17 protein-coding genes are annotated in these 21,824 nt (G+C 66.2%); 5 read left to right on the top strand and 12 right to left on the bottom strand.

The features are described 5' to 3' along the window. Positions 1–98: 98 nt before the first annotated feature. From HLH28_RS13640 to ilvD, 5 genes are all read right to left on the bottom strand, one after another. A complete protein-coding gene (locus HLH28_RS13640; protein WP_246396179.1) occupies positions 99–947 on the bottom strand; it encodes an alpha/beta hydrolase in 849 nt (282 codons plus the stop codon). Positions 948–1,187: 240 nt separating this feature from the next. Next, positions 1,188–2,777, bottom strand: coding sequence for an efflux transporter outer membrane subunit (locus HLH28_RS13645; RefSeq protein ID WP_182960105.1), 1,590 nt, complete (start codon positions 2,775–2,777; stop codon positions 1,188–1,190). Further along, positions 2,774–3,955 (bottom strand): efflux RND transporter periplasmic adaptor subunit, encoded by a 1,182-nt coding sequence (locus HLH28_RS13650; protein WP_182960107.1) that lies wholly within the window; start codon positions 3,953–3,955, stop codon positions 2,774–2,776. Before HLH28_RS13650 ends, HLH28_RS13645 begins: the two co-directional genes overlap by 4 nt. Further along, positions 3,955–7,128, bottom strand: coding sequence for an efflux RND transporter permease subunit (locus tag HLH28_RS13655; RefSeq protein ID WP_182960109.1), 3,174 nt, complete (start codon positions 7,126–7,128; stop codon positions 3,955–3,957). Before HLH28_RS13655 ends, HLH28_RS13650 begins: the two co-directional genes overlap by 1 nt. 710 nt (positions 7,129–7,838) lie before the next feature. Further along, on the bottom strand, positions 7,839–9,698 hold the full coding sequence (ilvD, locus tag HLH28_RS13660; protein ID WP_182960111.1) for a dihydroxy-acid dehydratase: 1,860 nt from the start codon (positions 9,696–9,698) through the stop codon (positions 7,839–7,841). A 474-nt stretch (positions 9,699–10,172) separates the two neighbouring features. Between ilvD and HLH28_RS13665 the strand changes: the two genes are divergently transcribed. Further along, complete coding sequence (locus HLH28_RS13665; protein ID WP_182960114.1) at positions 10,173–10,568, top strand: DUF3224 domain-containing protein; 396 nt, start codon at positions 10,173–10,175, stop codon at positions 10,566–10,568. A gap of 94 nt (positions 10,569–10,662) precedes the next feature. Here the strand turns inward: HLH28_RS13665 and HLH28_RS13670 are convergent, their stop codons facing one another. Next, the gene (locus HLH28_RS13670; protein ID WP_182960116.1) at positions 10,663–13,104 is read right to left on the bottom strand and encodes a TonB-dependent receptor; all 2,442 of its coding nucleotides are present in this window, start codon (positions 13,102–13,104) and stop codon (positions 10,663–10,665) included. 247 nt (positions 13,105–13,351) lie between these two features. Between HLH28_RS13670 and HLH28_RS13675 the strand changes: the two genes are divergently transcribed. Together HLH28_RS13675 and HLH28_RS13680 are read left to right on the top strand one after the other, a co-directional pair. Next, a complete protein-coding gene (locus HLH28_RS13675; protein ID WP_338029742.1) occupies positions 13,352–14,284 on the top strand; it encodes a 3',5'-cyclic-nucleotide phosphodiesterase in 933 nt (310 codons plus the stop codon). 152 nt (positions 14,285–14,436) lie between these two features. After that, entirely contained in the window at positions 14,437–14,913 is a 477-nt protein-coding gene (locus HLH28_RS13680; RefSeq protein ID WP_182960120.1) for a CBS domain-containing protein, read from the top strand. Positions 14,914–14,928: 15 nt separating this feature from the next. Here HLH28_RS13680 and HLH28_RS13685 read toward each other — a convergent pair whose 3' ends face one another. The 3 genes from HLH28_RS13685 to HLH28_RS13695 all read right to left on the bottom strand — a co-directional run bounded on the left by HLH28_RS13685 (position 14,929) and on the right by HLH28_RS13695 (position 17,576). Continuing rightward, entirely contained in the window at positions 14,929–15,528 is a 600-nt protein-coding gene (locus tag HLH28_RS13685) for a nitroreductase family protein (RefSeq protein ID WP_182960122.1), read from the bottom strand. 205 nt (positions 15,529–15,733) lie between these two features. Then, the gene (locus tag HLH28_RS13690) at positions 15,734–16,528 is read right to left on the bottom strand and encodes a sulfite exporter TauE/SafE family protein (RefSeq protein WP_182960124.1); all 795 of its coding nucleotides are present in this window, start codon (positions 16,526–16,528) and stop codon (positions 15,734–15,736) included. A gap of 109 nt (positions 16,529–16,637) precedes the next feature. Beyond that, a complete protein-coding gene (locus tag HLH28_RS13695; protein WP_182960126.1) occupies positions 16,638–17,576 on the bottom strand; it encodes an MBL fold metallo-hydrolase in 939 nt (312 codons plus the stop codon). Positions 17,577–17,683: 107 nt separating this feature from the next. On the opposite strand from HLH28_RS13695, the gene HLH28_RS13700 reads away from it, so the two are divergent. Beyond that, on the top strand, positions 17,684–18,343 hold the full coding sequence (locus HLH28_RS13700; RefSeq protein WP_182960128.1) for a peroxiredoxin: 660 nt from the start codon (positions 17,684–17,686) through the stop codon (positions 18,341–18,343). Further along, positions 18,340–18,816 carry an ArsR/SmtB family transcription factor gene (locus HLH28_RS13705; RefSeq protein WP_182960130.1) on the top strand — a complete coding sequence of 159 codons (477 nt, stop codon included), beginning with the start codon at positions 18,340–18,342 and terminating at the stop codon, positions 18,814–18,816. Before HLH28_RS13700 ends, HLH28_RS13705 begins: the two co-directional genes overlap by 4 nt. Here the strand turns inward: HLH28_RS13705 and HLH28_RS13710 are convergent. From HLH28_RS13710 to HLH28_RS13720, 3 genes are all read right to left on the bottom strand, one after another. Next, entirely contained in the window at positions 18,804–19,568 is a 765-nt protein-coding gene (locus tag HLH28_RS13710) for a class II aldolase/adducin family protein (protein WP_182960133.1), read from the bottom strand. The two genes, HLH28_RS13705 and HLH28_RS13710, sit on opposite strands and share 13 nt — an antisense overlap. A gap of 108 nt (positions 19,569–19,676) precedes the next feature. After that, the gene (locus HLH28_RS13715; RefSeq protein WP_182960134.1) at positions 19,677–20,729 is read right to left on the bottom strand and encodes an isopenicillin N synthase family dioxygenase; all 1,053 of its coding nucleotides are present in this window, start codon (positions 20,727–20,729) and stop codon (positions 19,677–19,679) included. A gap of 27 nt (positions 20,730–20,756) precedes the next feature. Then, positions 20,757–21,608: a sugar phosphate isomerase/epimerase family protein gene (locus HLH28_RS13720; protein WP_246396181.1), complete on the bottom strand. Its 852-nt coding sequence runs from the start codon at positions 21,606–21,608 to the stop codon at positions 20,757–20,759. Positions 21,609–21,824: the final 216 nt, after the last annotated feature.

The following is a 21,824-nucleotide window of genomic DNA, read 5'->3' on the forward strand; positions in this document are numbered from 1 at the left end:
TATCAGCCCTCGCATGATCCCGCACATGGTCCCCTGAACGTCCAAAATTTTTTGGTTCTTTTTTACAAAGAAGAACGAAGAACCCCCGCCACACGGGGTCAGTGCTGGAATTGTCCCAACCAGGTCACCAGTCGACTGGCCAGAGCGATTCTGGCATCGGAAAAGCTGTGATCAGTTTCCAAGGTCTCGGCATCGAGATGTTTGGCGCCTGCCTTGCGCGCGGCCCGGGCGGCAGCCTCGGCCATGAAGCCGATACCACGCGTTGTACCAATCAGTCCCAGAGGGCGCCCGGACAGAGCAGGCATCGTGGCGACCAGGTCCAGCGCGGAACCGGCATGCGCCACCTCGTCCATGAGTCGCGCCTCGCTGGTGCCGGCCAGCGGCGGCATGTCACCGCGCACCTCATCGACCAGGAACGCTTCACGCTTTTCAGGGTCGGCAAAGCTGCGGCCGATCGCGGCGAAGTCGGCCGGATCGATCAGGAACGCACCGACGACGCGCGGGTCATCGGCTGCGATCCGCGCGGCCACGATGCCGCCGAGACTATGCCCGGCGACGGCAATGCGGGATGAGTCGATGTCGAACCGCGCAATCACCTGGGACTGGCGCAGGTAGGCCAGCGCATTGGCGGCATCCTGCACGCAGTGGGCGAAGGAAAAGCGACCGGGGCTGCCCCAGGACCCACGATAATGGAATGTGAGGACATTCCACCCCGCACGCCGCGCGGCCTGGGCCAGATCCAGATTCTGTTCGTTGCCGGGAAAACCGTGGAGCAGCAGCAAGGTCGGATGCGGCCGGGCCCCGGCCGCACTGTACATCACGGCGTTCAGCGCACCATCTTCCGAAGGGATGACGAAGGCGGCCATCGCCGATGGATGCAGGCGATCGACGGGCGGGTCGATGGTCACCGCCGCCGGCGGGGGCGCGGCCAGCGCCAGGGCAGGCATCGCGAGAAGAAGTGGAAAAAGCATCCGTCGCATCATTACACCCTGCCTGACGACAGCACGGGCAATCCGCCCGCGATCGCCACCCTGAAGCCTGGCCTGTCGACCAGTCCTCTTTCTGAATCACATAATCCGCTTCATGGGAATCAGGCGACCCAGCCTGTTTGCAATCTCATCCGACAGGCACAAAAAAACCCGGGGCCAGATGGCCCCGGGTATCAGGCGGCATTCAAAGCCGTCCGGTCACTTTCCCATCGGGACCGTGCCCGTGCGCAACGTCGGCGTGCCCGTCAGATCGTCATACGGGGTTTCGTCGACAGGGGTGTCGATCCCACCGGCGGGGGTGGGATGGTGCAGCCCGTCATATTGCAGGACCGAGAACGTCATCGTCTGGTCGGGCGTCGGCAGCAGCTTGTCGTTCCAGCCACCGCCCAGCGCGCGGACCAGACCCACTTCCGCCTGGAAATAGCGGGTCGCGACCTGCACCTGCGAGATCTGTGCGTCCAGTGCCGCTTCCTGCGCTATGATCGCGTCCAGATAGGGGGACACGCCCCCCTTGTACAGGGTCATGGTCATATTCTGCATGTCCAGCGCCGCCGACACGGCCGCCCTCAGGCGGTCGTTTTCCGCCCACAGGCGATCGGTGCGCGACAGCCCGTCCTCGACCTCGCGAAACGCCGAGAGGACCGAGGAGCGATAGCGGTCACGCATCTCGCGATAGCTGGCCCAGGAGGCCTGCAGGGCCGCGCGGCGCAGGCCGCCCTCGAAGATCGGCATCGAGGCCGAGGCGCCATAGGACCACATGCTGTTCGCCAGATTGGCCAGGTCGAACCCGTTGGCATCGAATCCGCCGTTCGCGCTGAGCGCGATATGCGGATAGAACGCCGCGCGCGACACGCCAATCGCACGGTTCGCCTGCGCCATCTGCCGTTCCGCCGACGCGACGTCCGGACGACGCTGCAGCAGGTCGGACGGCACGCCCACCGGAATGGTCGCCCGCGTGAAATGCAGCGTTTCGACCGGCGCGATATGGAAACCGGACGGCGCGCTGTTGGTCAGGATGGCGATCGCATGTTCCGTCACCTCGCGCTCGGCCAGGATATCCAGTTCCGCCGCCTGGGTGACGTACAGCCGGTTCTGCGCACGGGCCAGGTCCAGACGGGGTGCCGCCTGGTTGGCCAGCTGCGACTGGGTGACCGACACCGCCTGCTGGTAATAGGCGATGGATTTGCGATAGATCGCGTCCTGCGCGTCATAGCCGCGCAGGGCCACGTAATCGTCCGCCAGTTCCGCCTGCAGGCTCAGCCGCGCCGCCGCGAAATCCGCCGCCTTCTGCTGGGCGGAATATTTCGCCATGCGCACCTGGTTGCGGATTTCCGACCAGAAATCCGGCTCCCACGACGCCAGGCCGCCATAGAATTCGTCGGTCTGGGTCAGCGCGCCCTTGTAGCGAAACAGCCGGTCCGCCGACTGCTTGTTGTCCGACGCGCCGAAAGCCAGGCCGAAATGCGGCAGCAGGTCGGCACGGGCCTGCATGACCATGGCGCGCGCCTGGACGAACCGTTCGGCCGCAGCCTGCAGGTCCGCGTTGGCGGCCATGGCCTTGTCTTCCAGCGCATCCAGCTGCGGATCATGCAGCACCGTCCACCAGTTCGACGGCAGCTGGGTATCCGCCGGCGTGGCGGTGGCGAACGGCGCCTGCCCATGCCAGGTGGCCGGCACGACATAGGTCGGGGGATGGTAGGTGGGCGCCAGGTCGCAGGCGGACAACGCCGTCAGCGACAGCATCGCCCCGCCGGACACCATGGTCCGGCGCAGTGACCGCACGATCATCCCTCGATTTCCTCGCTGGATTCGTCATAACCCTTGGCCGGCTGCACGACGTGCACCTTCTGTCCTTCCAGCAGGTCGGCCGGCGGGTTGTTGATGATCCGGTCGGTGGGCGACACCCCGCCCGTCACATCGGTCTCGCCATCGGCCATGCGCCCGACCTCGATATTGTGGTAATGCACGACATCGTTGGCATCCAGCACCGCGACCTGCATGCCCTTTTCCTCGAACACCAGGGCGGCGGTCGGGATCTCGAACACGCCGGGCGTCGAGGCTGCGGTCAGCTTGACCGAGGCGAACGTGCCCGGCCACAGCTCATGCTTGTCGTTATCGATGGTGAATTCCGTCACCGCCGTGCGGGTGTTCGGGTCATAGCCCCGCGCGATGGTCAGGAAGTCCGCCTTGAACGTGCGGTCGGGGAACTGCGGCACGCTGACCTCGGCCGTCATGCCGGGCTTGAGGATGTACGAGAACACTTCGGGCACCGATACGAACAGGCGCATCTTGTGCATGTCCGATACGGTGAAGAGCTGGCTGGCTTCGCCGTTCGAACCATGCTCGCCGGCGCCACCGCTGACATAGTCGCCGACATTGATGTCGCGCGACGTCACCACGCCGTCGAATGGCGCGACGACGGTCTTGAAGCGCTCCAGCGCCTCGAACTGGTCGACCTTGTGCTCGGCCGCCTGCATGCTCGCCAGGCCCGCCTTCTCGTTCGCATCGGCGACCGAGACCGACTGGCCCGACACTGCCTGCGACTTCGCCATGGCGCGCCAGCGGTTGGCGCTGACCACGGTCAGGTTGTACTTGGCCTGCGCCTCCGCCAGATCGGCCTTGGCCTGGGCATATTGGGCGTCCAGGCTGGGGGCGTTGATTTCGGCCAGTACGTCGCCGGTCTTCACCTCGGCGCCGTAATCCTTGTACCACATCTTCACATAGCCCGAGGCCTGCGGAAACAGCGGCGCCTGGTACCAGGCGTCGATATTGCCCGGCAGCGTCAGCGTCACGTTCTTGGGCGCGGGCTTGGCCGTAATGACGGCAACGTCGGGCAGCGCGTTGCGGATGGTCTCGGCGCGCAGGGCGCTTGCCGCATGCACCCGGTCAAAGACCTGATAGCCGACCAGCAGGGCCAGGACACAGGCCCCCGTCGCCAGAACGGTAGTACGAGACAGGGAAGCCATCAGACGGTCTCCTTCCGGCGGGACGGGCGGTTGTAGATGATTGCGTAAACACAAGGGACGAAGAGAAGGGTGGAAATCGTGGCCACGATCAGCCCGCCGATCACCGCCTTGCCCAGCGGTGCGTTCTGCGAATTGCTGATCGACATCGGGACCATGCCCACGATCATCGCCGCGGCGGTCATCAGCACCGGCCGGATACGACCGTACCCGGCCTCCAGCGCCGCCTTCAGCGCGTCGCCGTGGATCTCCAGCCGTTCACGGGCATAGGAGACGACCAGGATCGAGTTCGCGGTCGCCGTGCCCATGCACATGATGGCGCCGGTCAGCGCCGGGACCGACAGATGGGTGTGCGTCAGGAACAGGCTCCACGCGATGCCGGCCAGCGCCCCCGGCAGGGCCGAGATGATGATGAACGGGTCCAGCCAGGACTGGAAGTTCACGACGATCAGCAGGTAGATCAGCGCGATCGACACCATCAGGCCGCCGATCAGCTGGTAATAGGCGCTGCGCATCGTGGTCGCCTGGCCTTCGACATCCACCGCCGCGCCGCGCGGCACGTCGGCGTTCGTCTGCGCGATCACCTTGTTCACCCCCGACAGCACGGTCCCCAGATCGGTGCCTTCGGCCGACACATAGATGTCGAACGCGGGCATCGAGTTGTAGTGCGAGACCTGGCCCGGCGTGCCGACGGCGCTGATGGTGCTGACCGCGCCCAGCAGCTGCATGTCGTGGCCGGAGGGATCGCCGTCACCCTTGTCGACCGGGATCGACAGCAGGTCGTTGAAATGCGTCAGCTGGTTCTGCGTGACATAGGTGTTCAGCAGGAAGGTCACCCCCCAGGCGGGATCGTACCAATAGACCGGATCGACGGTCGAACTGCCCGACAGGGTCATCAGTTCGTTGTCGGCCAGGTCGGCGGCGCTGATGCCGGTCGCCTGGCTGAACGTGCGGTCGCCCTTCACGAACAGGGTCGGCGTCTTCATCGTCTGCTGCAGCGACACGTCGGTGGCCCCGGGCACCACGCGCAGCTTGTTCGTCAGTTCGATGGCGTAGCTATAGAGCTTGGACAATTCCGGACCCGTCACCTTGATGTCGATCGGTGAGGGCGATCCGAAATTGAGGATCTTCGCCGTCAGGTCGGCCGGCTGGAAGGTGAAGGCCGTGCCGGGAAAGCTGGCGGACAGGCCCTTCCGCAGCACCGCGCGGTAATCCCACACCGGCGCTTCGGCCTCGGTCAGCGTGATCGTCAGGTCGCAATCCTGCGTGCCGATGGTGGGCGTGGGAATGAAGGCCTGGTTGTGCGGCGCCTCGGCCAGGCCGCAATTGCTGACCACGTCATCGACCTTGCCGGGCAGCAGTTCGTGGATGCGGTCGCTGACCAGCGTCGCGATGCGGCCCGCGACCTCGATACGGGTGCCCAGCGGCGCGCGCATGTGCATCTGCAGCTGGTCGGACTTGATTTCGGGGAAGAAGTCGCGGCCCGCCACCATGTACAGGCCCATCGACAGCACCGACAGCCCCAGGAAGACCGACACGAACCGGACACGGTTCTCGATGGAGCGCTGCAGGAACGCCCCATAGGATTCGCGGAAGCTGGTGAAGCGGCGTTCGAACCCGCGCTGGAAACGCGAGAAGACGTTGCCGCCCTTCAGTTCATCCCCATGCGTATCATGGCCGTGGGCGCCATGGGTCTGCCCCGCCAGCAGGAACTTCGCCATGGTCGGCACCAGGGTGCGCGACAGGATGAAGGACGCGATCATGGCGAAGATGATCGCCTCGGCCATCGGCATGAACAGCCAGCCCGCGACACCGCCCAGCTCGAACAGCGGCAGCCAGACGATGCAGATGCAGGTGGTGGAGACGAAGGTCGCGGTCACGATCTGGTTGGCCGCGTCGATGATCGCGACCTCCAGCTCCTTGCCCATTTCCAGATGGGTGTCGATATTCTCGATCATGACGGTGGCGTCGTCCACCAGGATGCCGACCGCCAGCGCCAGGCCGCCCAGGGTCATGACGTTGATCGTCTGCCCCGCCCAGCCCAGCCCGATCACCGCGCACAGGATCGCCAGCGGGATCGAGGTCGCGATGATGATCGTCGAACGCCACGAGCCCAGGAACAGCAGCACCACCAGGCCGGTCAGGAACGCCGCCGTGACCATTTCACGCAGCACGTCCTTGATCGAATCCTTCACGAAGCCCGAGGCATCGTTGAGGATCGAGATATGGGCCGATGCCGGGATGACCTGCTCCAGCCGCGGCATCAGCGCCTTGACGCCGTTGACGACGTCCAGCGTCGAGGCCTCGCCGCTCTTCATCACCACCATGACGACGGCCTGCCGGCCCTTGACCAGCACCAGGTTGGTCTGCGGATGGCCGCCGCGATACACCTCGCCCAGGTCATGCATGTAGATGACCGAGTTGCCCACCCGCTTGATCGGGATGTTGGCCAGTTCATCCATCGTGCGCGGCTGGGCGTTGGTCGCAACCATCCAGTCCGTGGCGCCGATTTTCTGGTCGCCGGCCGGGCGGACGATGTTCTGCTTGTCCAGGACGTTCTGCACGTCCATCGCCGACAGATGGTGGGCCTGAAGCTGCTTCTGGTTCAGCGCGAACATCACGAACGCGTCCATGCCGCCATACGGATGGGGCACGATGGCGCCCGGCACCGTCACCAGCAGCGTGCGGACGCGGATCTGCGCCAGCTTGAACAGGTCCGACGGCGTCATGGTGGGCGACGTCAGTTCCAGCGTGATGACGGGAACCGACGATGCTTCCAGCTTCATGATCATCGGCGCCGGGATCTTTTCCGGCAGCTGCATCAGAACCGTCTGCGAAATCGCGGTAACGTCCGCCTCGGCCGATCCGATATCCGTTCCCGGCTGGAAGAAGATCTTCACGATGCCGCGTCCGTAATACGAATCGGACTCCATGTGCTCGATGCCCTCGACCGTCGAGGTCACGCCCTGTTCGTAATTGTACATGACGCGGCCGGCGACTTCGTCGGGCAGCAGGCCGGCATAGGTCCACACCACGGCGATCGCCGGGATCTTGATGTTGGGAAACACGTCCGTCGGTGTCTTGAAGGCGGACATGACGCCGAACAAGAGGATCAGAATGGACAAGACGACAAATGTGTACGGCCGTCGCAGGGCCGTCACGACTATTGCATTCATATGCGACCTTTTCCCCTGTTCAGGACTTTCTCAGCGGGGGCGTGGACCGTGGGCGCGCGCCAGCATTCACCCCCGGGGGACGGGGATGGGCCGGACCTGCGGTCCTGTCATGAAATGACGGCGGCACGGTGATGCCCCACAGGGGCCGCACCCGCACCGGTCCAGGCACACGCCGTCGCACGCCGATCCCGGAATGACGGGATGGCGGACAGGTGACGACCGGACGGACGTCGCGATGTCAGTCGCTGGAATCTGGATCTGTCATAATTGGCCTCCCGTGTCGGTGGACGCGCCCCTGCCGGGACACGCTGTCTCAACTCACAGGCTATACATAGGAGTGTTTCATAATATGTATGAAAAGATGTTCATGTAGGAAAAACATCTTTCATGAAGGCCGGTTCATCATCCGATCTGTTACAGGACTTTACGGACGCACCGGCCTCAGTGCCGGGCGCCATGCCTGCCATGTTCGAAATCGAAACGAATTGTTACATGGTCGCGCGGACAGGCAGGTCGGGCGTTGCCCGAACTCGCCAGGGCCTGGGGCCCTGGACCCCGATCATGGATCAACGGATTGGTTTCCAAGGGCCGATGGCCTTTGGCGGGGTGCAGGGCTGCGCCCGGAGAGGCGGGTCTGAAATTCGCCCTTGAAATTCGCCCTGTCGCGCGAGAGTGCCGCGATCAGGCGACGCGGCCTGATCGCGGAGGGATCAGCGTCCGCGACGTTTCAGCTGCGCGACGTCGCGCACGGCGCCCCGCGCGGCGCTGGTGGTCAGGGCGGCATAGGCCTGCAGGGCGACGGAGACAACGCGGTCGCGTTCGGGCAGCCAGGCCGCGTCGCCCTTGTCCTCCATCCGCGTGCGGCGGGCGGACAATTCGGCGTCGGGCAGCGCGGTGCGCAGGATGCGGTTGGGGATGTCGATCTCGATGATGTCGCCATCCTCCAGCAGGCCGATGGCCCCGCCCTCGGCTGCCTCGGGCGAGATATGGCCGATCGACAGGCCGGCGCTGCCGCCCGAGAAGCGGCCGTCGGTGATCAGGGCGCATTTCTCCGCCAGACCCTTCGATTTCAGGTAGCTGGTCGGATACAGCATTTCCTGCATCCCCGGGCCGCCCTTCGGTCCCTCGTAGCGAATGACGACCACGTCGCCCGCCACGATCCGGCCGGCCAGGATCGCCGACACCGCCGCGTCCTGGCTTTCGAAGATTCGCGCTGGGCCGGAGAAGGTCAGCAGGCCGGCCGCCACCCCCGCCGTCTTCACGATCGCCCCGTCCTCGGCGATGTTGCCGTACAGGACCGCCAGACCGCCATCCTGGCTGAAGGCATGCGCCCCGTCATGGATCGCACCCGTCGCGCGGTCCAGGTCCAGTTCCACGTAGCGGCTGGCCTGCGAGAACGCCTGGGTCGTGCGCACCCCGCCCGGGGCGGCGCGGAACAGGGTAAGCGCGTCCGACGGCGCGTCCGGCGCGGCCACGTCCCAGCATTCCAGCGCCTGCGCCAGAGAAGGCGCGTGGACCATCGGCACCTCGCGGTGCAGCAGACCCAGCCGGTCCAGTTCGCCCATGATGGCGGGGATGCCGCCGGCGCGATGGATGTCTTCCATATGCACGTCGGCCTTGGATGGCGCGACCTTGCACAGATGCGGCACCTTGCGCGACAGGCGGTCGATGTCGGCCATGGTGAAGGGGACTTCGCCCTCATGCGCCGCGGCCAGCAGGTGCAGCACGGTGTTGGTCGACCCGCCCATGGCGATGTCGACGGACATCGCGTTCTCGAACGCCTGCATCGTCGCGATGCCGCGCGGCAGGGCGGTCGCGTCCTCCTGCTCGTACCAGCGACGGGCCAGGTCGACGATCCGCCGCCCGGCCTCCAGGAACAGGTCGCGCCGGTCGGCATGGGTGGCAACCAGGCTGCCGTTGCCCGGCAGGGCCAGGCCCAGGGCCTCGGTCAGGCAGTTCATCGAATTGGCGGTGAACATGCCCGAGCACGATCCGCAGGTCGGGCAGGCCGACCGCTCGATGCTCTGCGACTCCGCGTCGCTGACGCGCGGATCGGCGGCCGAGACCATCGAGGTGATCAGGTCGACATGGCGTTCCACCCCGTCCTGGGTGATGCGCCCGGCCTCCATCGGCCCGCCGGAGACGAAGATGGCGGGGATGTTCAGCCGCATCGCCGCCATCAGCATGCCCGGCGTGATCTTGTCGCAATTGCTGATGCACACCAGGGCATCGGCGCAATGCGCGTTGACCATGTATTCCACCGCGTCGGCGATCAGTTCGCGCGACGGCAGGCTGTAGAGCATGCCGCCATGGCCCATGGCGATGCCGTCATCGACCGCGATGGTGTTGAATTCGCGCGCGACGCCCCCGGCCTCGGCCACCGCACCGGCAACCAGCTGGCCCAAATCCTTCAGATGGACATGGCCCGGCACGAACTGGGTGAAGGAATTGGCGACGGCGATGATCGGCTTGCCGAAATCGGAATCCTGCATGCCTGTGGCGCGCCACAGGCTGCGGGCGCCGGCCATGTTGCGACCATGGGTCGTGGTGCGGGAACGATAGCCGGCCATCAGAATGCCTTTCCGTGCATGCGGCAGAGTCCAGTGCGGGGCGGATACAGCAGCAAGGGCCGCAAATCCAGCCCCGCCGCACGCTGCCTCTTCTTATGTCGTCCCTTATATGGGAGGGTTGCCCCCAACGTGAAGCCACGGGATGCTGCCCGCAATCACGCATTCAAGCCATTTTGCCGGACGCCACCCCGATTGACGCGACGGCAGGATATCGCCCCGGCCCAATCAAATCGCATATCCCATTGTAAACACATAATTTTATAAGACGAGTGGGATGGAAGGGCCAAGGCCCTTGCCAGGTTTGGGCAGCGCCCGACCTGCCCTGCCGGCCATGTGATATTATTCGCCGCGCAAAAAGATTAGGGGCGCCGCATGCGACGCATCACATTTCTGGTTTCAACCCTGCTGGCCGCCCCGGGGGTGCATGTTCATCCACGGTCCCCCGCACCTGCCACTCTTGTCGGAGACCATGCCATGTCCAGGAAAGCGATCGGCAGATTTGATGTCGAGATAAAGCCCGAAGCGTCCTTCGGGGACGGCATCGGCCGGTTTGTCGTCACAAAACAATTCCATGGCGATCTTGAAGGAGCCGGCACCGGCGAGATGCTGGCAATACGCACCGGCACCCCGGGATCCGCCGGATATGTTCTGATCGAGCGGGTGACCGGCACGTTGCAGGGGCGGTCAGGCAGCTTCGTGCTCCAGCATCATGGCCTGATGGACAGGGGCCGGTCCGAGATGACGGTCACCGTCGTCCCGGATTCGGGCACCGGCGGGCTGATCGGGATCGCCGGCGACATGACGATCGACGCGGCCGCCGGCCACAGCTACGCATTCGCCTACAGCCTGCCCGCTTCCCCCGAACGATAGGCCGAGTCCAAAAAAAGCCGGGTGGCAGGGCCACCCGGCTTTCCCGATCGCATGGTCCGGTCCCGCCCCCGGTATGACAGGGGCGAGGCCGTGATCAGAAGGCGGTGGAGGCCGTCACGATCGCGGTGAACGGAGCCTGCAGGTAGTAGTAGGGCGAGCCGACGCCGTTGGAGCCGGAAATCGTGCTGCCGTAGACGCCCTTGGTCGCGTTCAGATTGTTCGCGAAACCGGCGATGCCGCTGCGGAACTTGGCGTTCGTCAGGTTCTGCATGTTCAGCTGGATCTGCGGCCCCTTGAGGAAGCCCATCGACCGGAAGCGATAGCCGATATTCACGCTGTCGGTGATGAACTGCGGGATGTACGAGTCATCCATCAGGGTGGCGTACTGCTTGGCGACGTATTTCACGTTGCCCGAGATGAACAGGCGGCCGTCATCGTAATCCAGGCCCAGAGCGGCCTGCACCTTCGGGCTGCGGATCTGCGTCTTGCCGCGCGTCGGCAGCAGGTCGTTGACCGTCGCCCCGTTCAGCACGCCGGTCGTCGCCAAATTGTTGTCGATGCGCGCGTCCAGATATTCGAACGTCGCATAGGGGCGCAGATGGAACCACAGCGGCCGCGTCGCCAGCTGAACGTCCACCCCACGGGTGGTCTGACCGCCGGCATTCACGGTCCGACTGTAATTCGCGCCGCTCGCACCGTCATAGTAGCTGAGGCTGAGCTGCTTGTTAGTGAAGTTGTAATTGAAGAACGAGACACTGCCGACCAGTAGATCGCCGTTATAGCGATAGCCGATTTCTTCCGAGATCGAATATTCCGGCGCCGACGAACCACCAATCTGGGTCTGCTTGCCCGCCGTGCTGAAATAATCGACCAGAGACGTGTTGCTGGGCACGCGGAAATTGGTGGACCCGGCGACATAGATCTGGTGATGCGAGTTGAAATTCCAGCTCAGGCCGACCTGCGGCAGCGGCTCGGCATTGTGCAGGTTGCGGTTGTAGAGGGCGCCCGGCGAGTAATCGTAGGTGCGGCGGGTGACCATCGCCTCCTTGAAGCCAAGGTCGATGCGCAGGCGATCGTTGAAATATTTCATCGTGTCGCCGACGAACAGCATGTTGATCTGCGTCAGCGTCAGGAAGTCGCGCGCCCGGTACTGGTCGCCACCCGGCACTGTGTAGACATCCTTGGTCCCCCAGATATTCAACGGCTGGCCGGTCGTCTGGTTCACCATGCCGATCGGCGAATACTGGTCGAGGTTGGAATATTCATACCACCAGCCCGCCGTCAGCGTGTGATGGCTGCCGATCCGGTAGTTGAACTTCAGCGTGTTGCCGGTGCGGAACTGTTCCTGGTTCGACGGCGCGAAGACGATGGCCTGCGTGCCCGGCGTGACCTGGCCATTCCCGTTCAGGTCGACAGCCACGGGCTGGTTGCCCATGTAGGTCGATCCCTCGGTCAGGGTGGACCCGCCGGTGCCGTTGCCGATGCCGTGCCAGAAATAAATCGTGTCATCGATCGACAGGTTGGGCGTGACGACGATATGCGTCGGCGCCGAGACGATGACGTTACGGAACGGATTGACGTGCAGCTTGTAGTAGGCGGTGTCCTTGATGCCGCTGTAATTGGCGTCGTAATTCGTGCTGTACCCCGTCGCGCGGTACTGCGCCAGGCTGGGATTCAGCATGAAATCCGCGACCTGGTCGTTGTACGACACGGTCATGCCGGTGGAGCTGCCGTTCTGGAAATCCTTGATGGCCTTGAAGTCATAGTGGAACTTCTCGATCTGGCCGGGGCCGCGCCAGTTGTTGCCGTCGGTGTGGCTGAAGGCGAACATGGCGCGCAGGCCGGTGGTGCCGATGTCACCCGAATTCAGGCGCAGGAACTGCCGGTGGGTGTCGAACGACCCGAACGAGATATCGATCAGGCCGCCGCGCTCGTGGGTCGGGTTGCTCATGGTCGCGGTCACCAGGCCGGCCGACGCGTTCACCACGGGCGAATCGATATTGACCGATCCTGGCTGCAACGAGACCGATTCCAGATCCTCGGCTTCCAGCACTTCGTTGGAATAGAACTGGCCGCCGCCGATATCGTTCAGCGGCATGCCGTCCAGCAGCCAGCCGATCTGCGTCTGGTCCATGCCGCGGACCTCGGTCTGGCCGGAGGTCAGGCCGAACGGGTCCTGGTCGGACACGTTGGCGCTGGGCAGCATGCGCAGAAGCTGCTGGATGTTGGTCGTCGGCGACTGCTTGGCGATGAAGTCGCGGGTGATGGTCTGAACCGCCTTCGGCTCGGTCTCGACGCGCAGCAGGCCGCCGCCGGGGGCGCGGGTGCGCGCGCTGCGGCCGGTCACGGCGACCTGCTCGGGCGCCGCGTCGGAATATCCGCCTTTCGCGGTCGGGGCACGGGTGGAGGCCGGCGAGGTCGTCGCGGAAGTGGAGGACGACGCGGGCGCCACCTCCTGCGCCACGGCGGTCGTGGCGGCAAATCCGCTTATGGCAGTGCTGGCCAGCAGGATGGTCAGACAGGTGCGAGACAACATTGGCCGGAGGGCCCCCTCAAGGATGTATGAACTTGTCCAACTATTCCAGAACGTGAATTTTCCTCAATGCAAACTTGACCATTTAGACAAATCGACTTCGTACCTATGACATATATGCAACAGAACCGCGCCGGGCGGCCGAAAGAGTGAGGCGATGACATTAAAAAAAACATGTTTATTTCTTTGTTTTTTCATATCCATCTTTTCCCTTCCCCCAACACCGGAAGCCGCGGCGCGGCCGGGATTCGTGGTTACGGTACTGGGCGCGCGGGGCGGGATGCTGGACGGGAACCTCAGCGCCTACATGATTCGGCCGGCCGGTGACGACCGGGCGGTCCTGTGCGATGCCGGAACGGCGATGGGCGGCCTGGTGGCGGCCGGCCGGACCGGCGCGCTGGATGACATTGCCGTGCCACGTGGCAGCGGCCTGACACGCCCGGGCTATGTGCTGACGCATACGATTCGCGCCTATCTGATCAGCCACGCGCATCTGGATCATGTCGCGGGCCTGGTCGTCGCGTCGCCCGACGACAGCGCCAAGCCCATTTATGCCCTGCCCGCGACCCTGGACGATTTGTCGGCCCATCTGTTCAACTGGCGCATCTGGCCGAATTTCGGCGATCGCGGTCCGCCGCCCGCGCTGGGCAAGTACCATTATCGCGCACTGACACCGGGCCGGGCAGAGCCGGTGCCGGACACCGCGATGACCGTCACCGCCTGGCCGCTGGACCATGGCGGCGTCGAATCGACCGCCTTCCTGATCGCCGCGAACGGGATATCCGTCCTGTACATGGGCGATACCGGACCCGACGCCGTCGAGGGCGGGCACCGCCTGGACGATCTCTGGCGGGCGATCGCACCGGAGGTTGCGGCACACCGGCTGAAGGCCATCGTCATAGAGGCCTCGTACGACGACACCCGGCCGGACCGGATGCTGTTCGGCCATATGACCCCGACCTGGGTGGCGGCCACGCTGCGGGACCTGGCGCGCCAGGCGGGCGGACTGGAATCGCTGCGCGGTCTGACGGTGCTGATCGGCCACGTCAAATACAGCCTGGCCGCCGGGCCTGCACCGCAGGAGGCCATACGGCGGGACCTGGTCCGCGACGCGGCACGCAGCGGCCTGGGGGGCGTGCGCTTCCTCATCGCGGAGCAGGGACTGCGCCTGACCGTGGACTGACCGGCGGCCGCCCGCCGGGCAGGATGGTCACACGATTATGAAGAGCGGCGGCCGTTCCCCGCGCGCGCCGTACAGCCATTTCTTCCGTTACCACCGATACGCATACATGAACCGCGCCGGCGAAGCGCGGACCGAACGGAGGAGTGAATCCCATGGCCATTCCCGTCCTGCATATCCTGAACAGCAAAGGCTCGGCCGTCGTCACCGTCCGGCCGGACGAACCGGTGACGGCGATCGCGCACCTGATGTTCAGGAACGGAATCGGCGCGGTGCCGGTCATCGTCGATGGCGGGCATGTCGCGGGGCTGGTCTCCGAACGATCGATCGTCGAGGCCCTGGCGACGCGCGGCGCCGATATCGGCCGATTGCGCGCGGCCGATATCATGACCCGCGACGTGCCGACCGCGACCCGGTCCGAAGACATCCTGTCGGTCGCGCGCAAGATGACCCGCCGCCACAGCCGCCACGTTCCGATCCAGGACGGCGCCGGCCAGCTGGTCGGGCTGGTCAGCATCGGCGATATCGTGAAGCTGCGGCTGGAGGAAGCCGAGCTTCTGGCGCGGGAAATGCAGTCCTACATCATGCAGGACAGCCACGCCTCGGTCGCGCCCCACCCGTTCGCATCCTGACGGCGCCCGCCGGGCTCACCCCCCGGTGAAATGGCCGGGAAAGGCGATGTCCGACAGCGGCAGCCGGCCGGACGGGGTTTCGCGGGTGCGCAGGCCTTCGGGCAGGATATCGGGCGGGGCCTGGCGGCCTATGGCGATCGCGGCGTGGATCGCATGGTCGTCCGGCACGCCCAGACCCGTGCGGATGGCGTCGTGATCGATGCCGCTCATGGCATGGGCGGCCCATCCGGCGGACGTCGCCTGCAGCATGATATATGCCGCCGCGGCACCGGCGTCGAAGGCGTGCGTCAGGGCCGGCACCGGTTCCGTCTTGCCGGGGGGCAGCATCGTCGTGCCGGACAGGACGAACACCAGCGCCGACGCGGACCCGGCCCAGGACTGGTTGAACGGGATCAGGTAGCTGACGAAGCGGTCCCAGTCCGCCGTGTCACGCCGCGCGTAGACAAAACGCCAGGGCTGCGAATTATAGGCCGATGCCGCCCAGCGTCCGGCTTCGAGGAACGAGAGCAGCAGGTCCTCGGCGATCGGCGCGCCGTCATAGGCGCGCGGCGACCAGCGGTCGAGAAAGAGGCGGTCGACCGGATGCGCGGATGTGCGAAGGGGGGCAGTGGTCATGGGCGGGTCACCATTCTGGCCAGAGGAGTCCCCAGCATAGACCGGATCGCCGGACCGGCGAAGACTCGAACAAATGGACGCTCATGGGCCAGGACGTTGTTCCGCAAGGACGTAGTCCTTTGGAACTCCGGATTTTATCAATCGGATGCAAGGGCCGAGGCCCTTGCCGGGTTCGGGCAGAATCCGACCTCTTCCGCCACTTGCGTCACGCCTGCCCCTCCGGCAGCAGGAGCGCCAGCCCGCGCCAGATCATGTAGAGCGCGACGACGAAGATGATCCCGGCGAACACCCGTGTCAGCAGTCCGCGCGACCCTGCCAGCACTCGGGCCGCGCGCGTGCCGCCCAGGCTGCCGACGATACCGCCCGCGACCAACAGGCCCGCCAGCGGCCAGTCCACCAGGCCCGATGCGGCATAGCTGACGGCGGTGCTGAGGCCGAAGACCGCCACGGCGACCAGTGACGTGCCGACCGCGTTCAGGATCGGCATGCCGGTCGACGCCATCAGGCCGGGAACGATCAGGAACCCGCCGCCGATGCCGAAGAATCCGGACAGCAGGCCGGTCGTCAGCCCCGCCCCTGCGATGCGCCCGATATTGCCGCGCGTACAGGTGGCGCCCGGATCCCCCGTCCCGCCCCGACCGCGCAGCATCAGCAGCCCGACGACGACCATCAGCACCGCGAAGCACAGCAACAGCCTCTGCCCGCCTATCGCCTTGCCCGCATGCGCGCCGGCCAGCGCCCCCAGGACGCCCGCCGCCGCGAACACCCCGGCACAGCGCCATTTGACGGTGCGCGCCCGCGCGTGGCTGGCCAGCCCCGCCAGCGCATTGGCCGCGACGGCGGCGGCGCTGGTGCCGATGGCGACATGCGGGCTGCGCACCCCCACCAGATAGACCATCAGCGGCACCGCCAGAATGGATCCGCCCCCGCCGACCAGTCCCAGGGTGAAACCGACCAGCACGCCGGACAGGATGCCGAGAAGGGCCTGAACGGGATCCATCGCGCCCGTCAGCCCCGGCCGGACACCCCGCGGGCGACGGCGATGTCAGCCGCGTCGGGAAGGCGAGAAAGGCGTGCGGTCATGCGATTCGGGTTCTTCGTCCACGCGCCTACAACGTGTCCAGCGGGATCTTGATATAGCGGGTGCCGTTGGCTTCCGGTTCCGGCAGGTGGCCGCCGCGCATGTTCACCTGCACCGACGGCATGATCAGCCGGGGCAAATCCAGCGTCGCGTCGCGCGCCGTGCGCATGGCGACGAAATCATCCTCCGTCACGCCGTCATGGACGTGGATATTCCCCTGGCGTTCGGCCGAGATCGTGGTTTCCCACACGAAATGGTCACGCCCCGGCGCGCCGTAATCATGGCAGAGGAACAGCCGCGTTTCATCCGGCAGCGACAGCAGGCGACGGATCGAGCGATAGAGCATGCGCGCATCCCCGCCGGGGAAATCGGCGCGCGCGGTGCCGTAATCGGGCATGAACAGCGTATCGCCGATGAAGGCCGCATCCCCGATGACGAAGGCCATGTCGGCGGGCGTATGCCCCGGCACATGCAGGGCGATGGCGTCGATCGACCCGAGGCGGAAGCGTTCGCCGTCATGGAACAGCCGGTCGAACTGCGACCCGTCGCGGGCGAAGGCCGTGCCGGCGTTGAAGATCTTGCCGAACACGTCCTGCACCTGGACGATATCCGCCCCGATGGCCAGCCTGCCGCCCACCTGCCCCTGCAGCCACGGCGCCGCCGACAGATGGTCGGCGTGGGCATGGGTTTCCAGCTGCCAGGCGACCTCCAGCCCTTCGGCGCGAACATAAGCCAGGACGGCGGAGGCGGAATCGTTGCGCGTGCGGCCCGACGCGGGGTCGTAGTCCAGCACGCTGTCGATGATCGCCGCCTGGCGCGTCGCCGGATCGTGGACGACATGGGTCGCGGTGAAGGTGGCCTGATCAAAGAAGGTGCGGACCACCGGCACCGGCGCGCCGGCCGATGCGCCGGTCAGGATGGCGCGGATCTGGGACGTGGCGGCGTCGCAGGCAGGATCGGTCGGCATCGGGCGCTCTCCCGGACTGCGAAAACGATATCACTTTCGCACTTTCATAAAATCTGTATTTCATGCTTCATGTTGCGTCAAGCCGCATGGGATGCAAAAGGCCCGCGATGACCGAGATGACGACCACGGACACCCCGCCCGCCGACGCCTGCCGACCGCTGCGGATCGGCGACCTCGCCCCCGATTTCTGCGCCCGCACGACGCGCGGCGAGGTGAGGCTGCGCGATTATCGCGGGACATGGCTGGTCTTCTTTTCCCATCCGGCGGATTTCACGCCCGTCTGCACCAGCGAATTCGTCGCCCTGGCCCGTGCCGCGGACCGGTTCGCGGCACTGGACTGCGCGCTGCTGGGCCTGTCGGTCGACAGCCTGCATGCGCATCTGGCGTGGATGGAGGCGATCCACGCCCGCTTCGGCGCCGCCGTCCCTTTTCCGGTGATCGAGGATCCGACGATGGCCGTCGGCCGCGCCTACGGCATGCTGGACGCGACCGCGCGCGACAGCGCCACGGTGCGGGCGACCTATTTCATCGATCCGGCGGGCATCGTCCGCGCCATCACCTGCTACCCGATGTCGGTGGGCCGGTCGGTGGCCGAGATGCTGCGCCTGGTCGCCGCGCTGCAGCGCGCGGCGCGCGGCGACGCGCTGACGCCGGAGGGCTGGACCCCCGGCGCGGACATCGTCCTGCCCGCCGCCCGGACCGAGGACGAGGTCGCGGCCGCCGGTCCGGCCTGGTTCTGCCGCATCACTCCCGATCCGGCCGCATGACGTCCGCACCCCCCGCCCTTACGCCCCCGGCCGTCCCCCCCCTGGACCGCGCCGCCGCCGAGGATACGGCCGAGCGCCTGCGCGCGCTGGCGCAGCCGCAACGCCTGATGATCCTGGCCCTGCTGCTGGCGGGCGAACATGCGGTGGGCGAGATCGACGCCCTGACCGGCATCGGCCAGCCGGCGCTGAGCCAGCAACTGGCCGAACTGCGCCGTGGCGGCCTGGTCGCGACGCGCCGGGCGGCGCGGCAGGTGCTCTACCGGATCGCGGACGCCGATGCCGCGCTGCGGGTGCGCGCGGCGCTGACACTGTTCGGTGCCGACGCGGCTCCCGCCGGGACCATGGCGGCCCTGGCGGCCCCCTCGCCATCCACCGCGATGCATCGTCCGACGCCTTCCCGCCCGTCTGGGCCGGGCATGGAATCCGCCGCGCAGTTCGTCAGTATCGTCGCCGCCTGTGATCAGCTTACGTAATCGGGCTGCTCGCGGTCCAGCTTGCGGCGCAGCGCCTTCCAGACCAGTTCGCCCTTGTCCTCTTCCTCGTCGAACTGCTTGCGGGTCCGCTGGATACGCTCCAGCGACGGGACATTCAGCTTCGCCCCGGTGGACTGGGCGGCGATCTGGATGCGGCAGGCCTGTTCCAGGTAATAGGTGCGATAGAACGTCTCGGCCACCGTGCGGCCGACCGTCAGCAGGCCGTGATTCTGCAGGATCAGCGCATTGCACGTGCCCAGGTCACGGACCAGGCGCTCGCGCTCGCTCAGGTTGTCGTCGGCGGCGATGCCTTCATAGGGGTGGAAGGCCACGTCCTCGTGAAATTCCAGACTGATCTGGTTCAGCGGCAGGATGCCGCATTCCTGCGCCGCCACGGCCATGCCGGCCAGCGTATGGGTGTGCATGACGCACGCCGCATCGGCGCGGCTGCGGTGGACGGCCGAATGGATGACGAAGCCCGCCGGGTTGACCGGATGGGACATCGGCTGCGTCGGCAGGCCCTCGGCATCGACGACGACCAGTGAACTGGCGGTGATTTCCTCGAACAGCAGCCCGTAGGGATTGACCAGGAAAGTATGTCCGTCGCCCGGCAGGCGCACGGACAGGTGTGTATAGATCAGGTCGGTCATGCCGAAGACGGCCAGCAGGCGGTAGGCGGCGGCCAGATCCTCGCGCAGGGCCTGCTCGTCGGCGGCGATGCCGGCCGACAGGCCGGTGGGGGTGATGTCCATGGCGGAACTCCGAAGGGCGGTGTCGGGAAGGATGGGGGATCGGGAAAGGCTACAGCATCGGCGGGCCGAATTCCACGCCTGCGGGACGGGCGTTGTACGCCGGGGCTTTCACTCCGGGGCCTTCAGATGGCCGAAGCTGGAGGGGCGGCGCGCGCCCTCCGGCAGGGCCAGCGTCCCCTCGGCCACCCGCCGGCCGAGATAGCGATAGGTCTGCAGGGCCTGCGCCCACATATGCTCGCCGATGCCGATGGTGTCGTACTGCCCCTGCCCCGCGTCGGCGAATTGCGGCAGCGGCCGGATGCGCGTGTGATAGTCGCAGGCATAGAACAGGGGAAAGGAATAGCGCTCCTCGCGCACCGCACGGACGCGGTGCGCGGTCGCGACGAAGGCACCGGCGGTCATGACCTCCAGCATGTCGCCGATATTGACGACGAAGGTGCCGGGAACGGGGGGCGCGTCGATCCAGTCGCCATGCCCGTTCAGGACCTCCAGCCCAGGCCGGTCGGCCAGCAGGATGGTGAAGCATTCGTAATCGGTATGCGCGCCGATGCCCGGTGCGTCCCGCGCGTCGTCGTCGAACGGGTAATGGATCATCCGCAGCTTGGACGGCGGATACTGCGCGTGGCCGTCGAAATACGGCTCGTCCAGGCCCAGCGCCAGGGCGAAGCCGCGGAACAGGGTGCGGCCCAAAGCGAACACGGCCTGGTAGTAGGCCTGCGCGGCCGCACGGAAGCCCGGCAGGTCGGGCCAGTCGTTCGGCCCCAGCAGCGGCGTGCCGGCCAGTACCAGCGGATGGTCGGCCGGGACCTCGAAGCCGATATCGAAGGCTTCCTTGTGATCCGGGCGACCCGTTCCGTAGACCTCCTCGCCTTCCGGGACGAAGCCCTTGTGCGTGGCCGAATCGCCGATGTAGTACTCCATCTTCTTTTCCAACGGCTGGGCGAAGAAATCGCGCGCCGCCCGGGCCAGACCGGCGATCAGCGCCGGGTCGATCCCGTGCCCCGCGATATAGAAAAACCCTACCTCGCGCGCTGCGGCGCCCAGGGCGTCGGCGACCGCCTGACGGTCCGCCAGGTCAGGGCTGAACAGGCCCGCCACATCAATGACCGGGAGGGACGTAAAGGTATCCGCGCGGTCGGGCAAGGCATCAGGATCAGCCATTGGAGAGTCCTTGTCGTTCCCGGATCATCAACGGTCGCCGGCCAGGAAGCGCGCGAACTGCGCGCGCTGCGCCCGGCCCATCCAGACATTCAGCCCCCACAGGTCGGCGACGGGCGTGCCGGTAAAGGGCTGGCGGTGCAGATAGCCGTCGGGGCCGAATTCCGGCGTCATGGTGGTCACGCCATAGCCGCGCGCCGCCTGGCTGCGCCACACATCCCGCCAGTGTGCCTGGTGGAACGCCAGGTCGCGCGCATGGGCCGGATCGGCGGGATGAGGCACCTGCGGCCCCTGGTCGTAGCCGACGCGGGCCTGCACGTGATGCACACGGGCCACGAAATCCGACAGATCGTCCATCGGGTCGTCCAGCAGGCGTTCGCTGACGACGACCCAATGGCTGATATCGGTGGTCAGCAGCATGTCCGGATGCTGGCGGATGACCTCCAGCGTCAGCCAGGGTCCGGCCAGGATGCGGGCGCGATGGGTTTCGAAACAGCCGGCCAGCCCGGCCGCGCGGCACAGGTCCTGTGCCCGGCCGATGAAATCGACCTGCTGCGCCACGCCCCAGCGGTCGTTGCCGCCCAGGATGTTGACGAAGCGCGGCGCCAGAGGCGCGGCCAGGTCCAGCTTGCGCCGCAGATCGTCCAGATGCGCGTCGATCCCGGCCCCCTGGTCGGGCAGAATGCCGGGACCGGTCAGGATCGTGGCGATATAGGGTACGCCCTCGTCCCGCAGCAGGCGCCCCCGCGCACGGGCATCGGCGGCCGTCGCGGGCACCCGGGCCTCGATCCCGTCGAAACCGGCGGCGCGCAGTTCGACGATCGCCTCGGCCCACGGGCGGTCATATCCCCACAGCGTGCGGAACAGGTCCAGCCGCATCATTCCGCGTCCGGCCCGGTCGGCGCAAGGCTGAATCGAAACCGCGAACGCACCTGTGCCGGCCCCCTCCTGACATGGCGCAGTCCTCCGGCATCAAACCGAAAGCGATACGACCTGACAAGGTCATACCTTCGACCACTCCATCGTTGCGGATCAAATATGAATCACGCAAAGTGAAGTTTACATATCGGAGAAACGACCGGAAAATCCGCACTGTTC

It is taken from the genome of Gluconacetobacter tumulisoli (assembly GCF_014174155.1).
GTDB classification, from domain to species: domain Bacteria; phylum Pseudomonadota; class Alphaproteobacteria; order Acetobacterales; family Acetobacteraceae; genus Gluconacetobacter; species Gluconacetobacter tumulisoli.

Excerpts from the sequence above, each read along its gene's own strand:
- HLH28_RS13680 (WP_182960120.1), top strand. The coding sequence starts at position 14,437 with ATGGCCATTCCCGTCCTGCATATCCTGAACAGCAAAGGCTCGGCCGTC.
- HLH28_RS13645 (WP_182960105.1), bottom strand. The coding sequence starts at position 2,777 with ATGATCGTGCGGTCACTGCGCCGGACCATGGTGTCCGGCGGGGCGATG.
- HLH28_RS13720 (WP_246396181.1), bottom strand. The coding sequence starts at position 21,608 with ATGATGCGGCTGGACCTGTTCCGCACGCTGTGGGGATATGACCGCCCG.
- HLH28_RS13650 (WP_182960107.1), bottom strand. The coding sequence starts at position 3,955 with ATGGCTTCCCTGTCTCGTACTACCGTTCTGGCGACGGGGGCCTGTGTC.
- HLH28_RS13670 (WP_182960116.1), bottom strand. The coding sequence starts at position 13,104 with ATGTTGTCTCGCACCTGTCTGACCATCCTGCTGGCCAGCACTGCCATA.
- HLH28_RS13640 (WP_246396179.1), bottom strand. The coding sequence starts at position 947 with ATGCCTGCCCTGGCGCTGGCCGCGCCCCCGCCGGCGGCGGTGACCATC.
- HLH28_RS13690 (WP_182960124.1), bottom strand. The coding sequence starts at position 16,528 with ATGGATCCCGTTCAGGCCCTTCTCGGCATCCTGTCCGGCGTGCTGGTC.
- HLH28_RS13700 (WP_182960128.1), top strand. The coding sequence starts at position 17,684 with ATGACCGAGATGACGACCACGGACACCCCGCCCGCCGACGCCTGCCGA.
- HLH28_RS13685 (WP_182960122.1), bottom strand. The coding sequence starts at position 15,528 with ATGACCACTGCCCCCCTTCGCACATCCGCGCATCCGGTCGACCGCCTC.
- HLH28_RS13655 (WP_182960109.1), bottom strand. The coding sequence starts at position 7,128 with ATGAATGCAATAGTCGTGACGGCCCTGCGACGGCCGTACACATTTGTC.
- HLH28_RS13705 (WP_182960130.1), top strand. The coding sequence starts at position 18,340 with ATGACGTCCGCACCCCCCGCCCTTACGCCCCCGGCCGTCCCCCCCCTG.
- HLH28_RS13695 (WP_182960126.1), bottom strand. The coding sequence starts at position 17,576 with ATGCCGACCGATCCTGCCTGCGACGCCGCCACGTCCCAGATCCGCGCC.
- ilvD (WP_182960111.1), bottom strand. The coding sequence starts at position 9,698 with ATGGCCGGCTATCGTTCCCGCACCACGACCCATGGTCGCAACATGGCC.
- HLH28_RS13710 (WP_182960133.1), bottom strand. The coding sequence starts at position 19,568 with ATGGACATCACCCCCACCGGCCTGTCGGCCGGCATCGCCGCCGACGAG.
- HLH28_RS13665 (WP_182960114.1), top strand. The coding sequence starts at position 10,173 with ATGTCCAGGAAAGCGATCGGCAGATTTGATGTCGAGATAAAGCCCGAA.
- HLH28_RS13715 (WP_182960134.1), bottom strand. The coding sequence starts at position 20,729 with ATGGCTGATCCTGATGCCTTGCCCGACCGCGCGGATACCTTTACGTCC.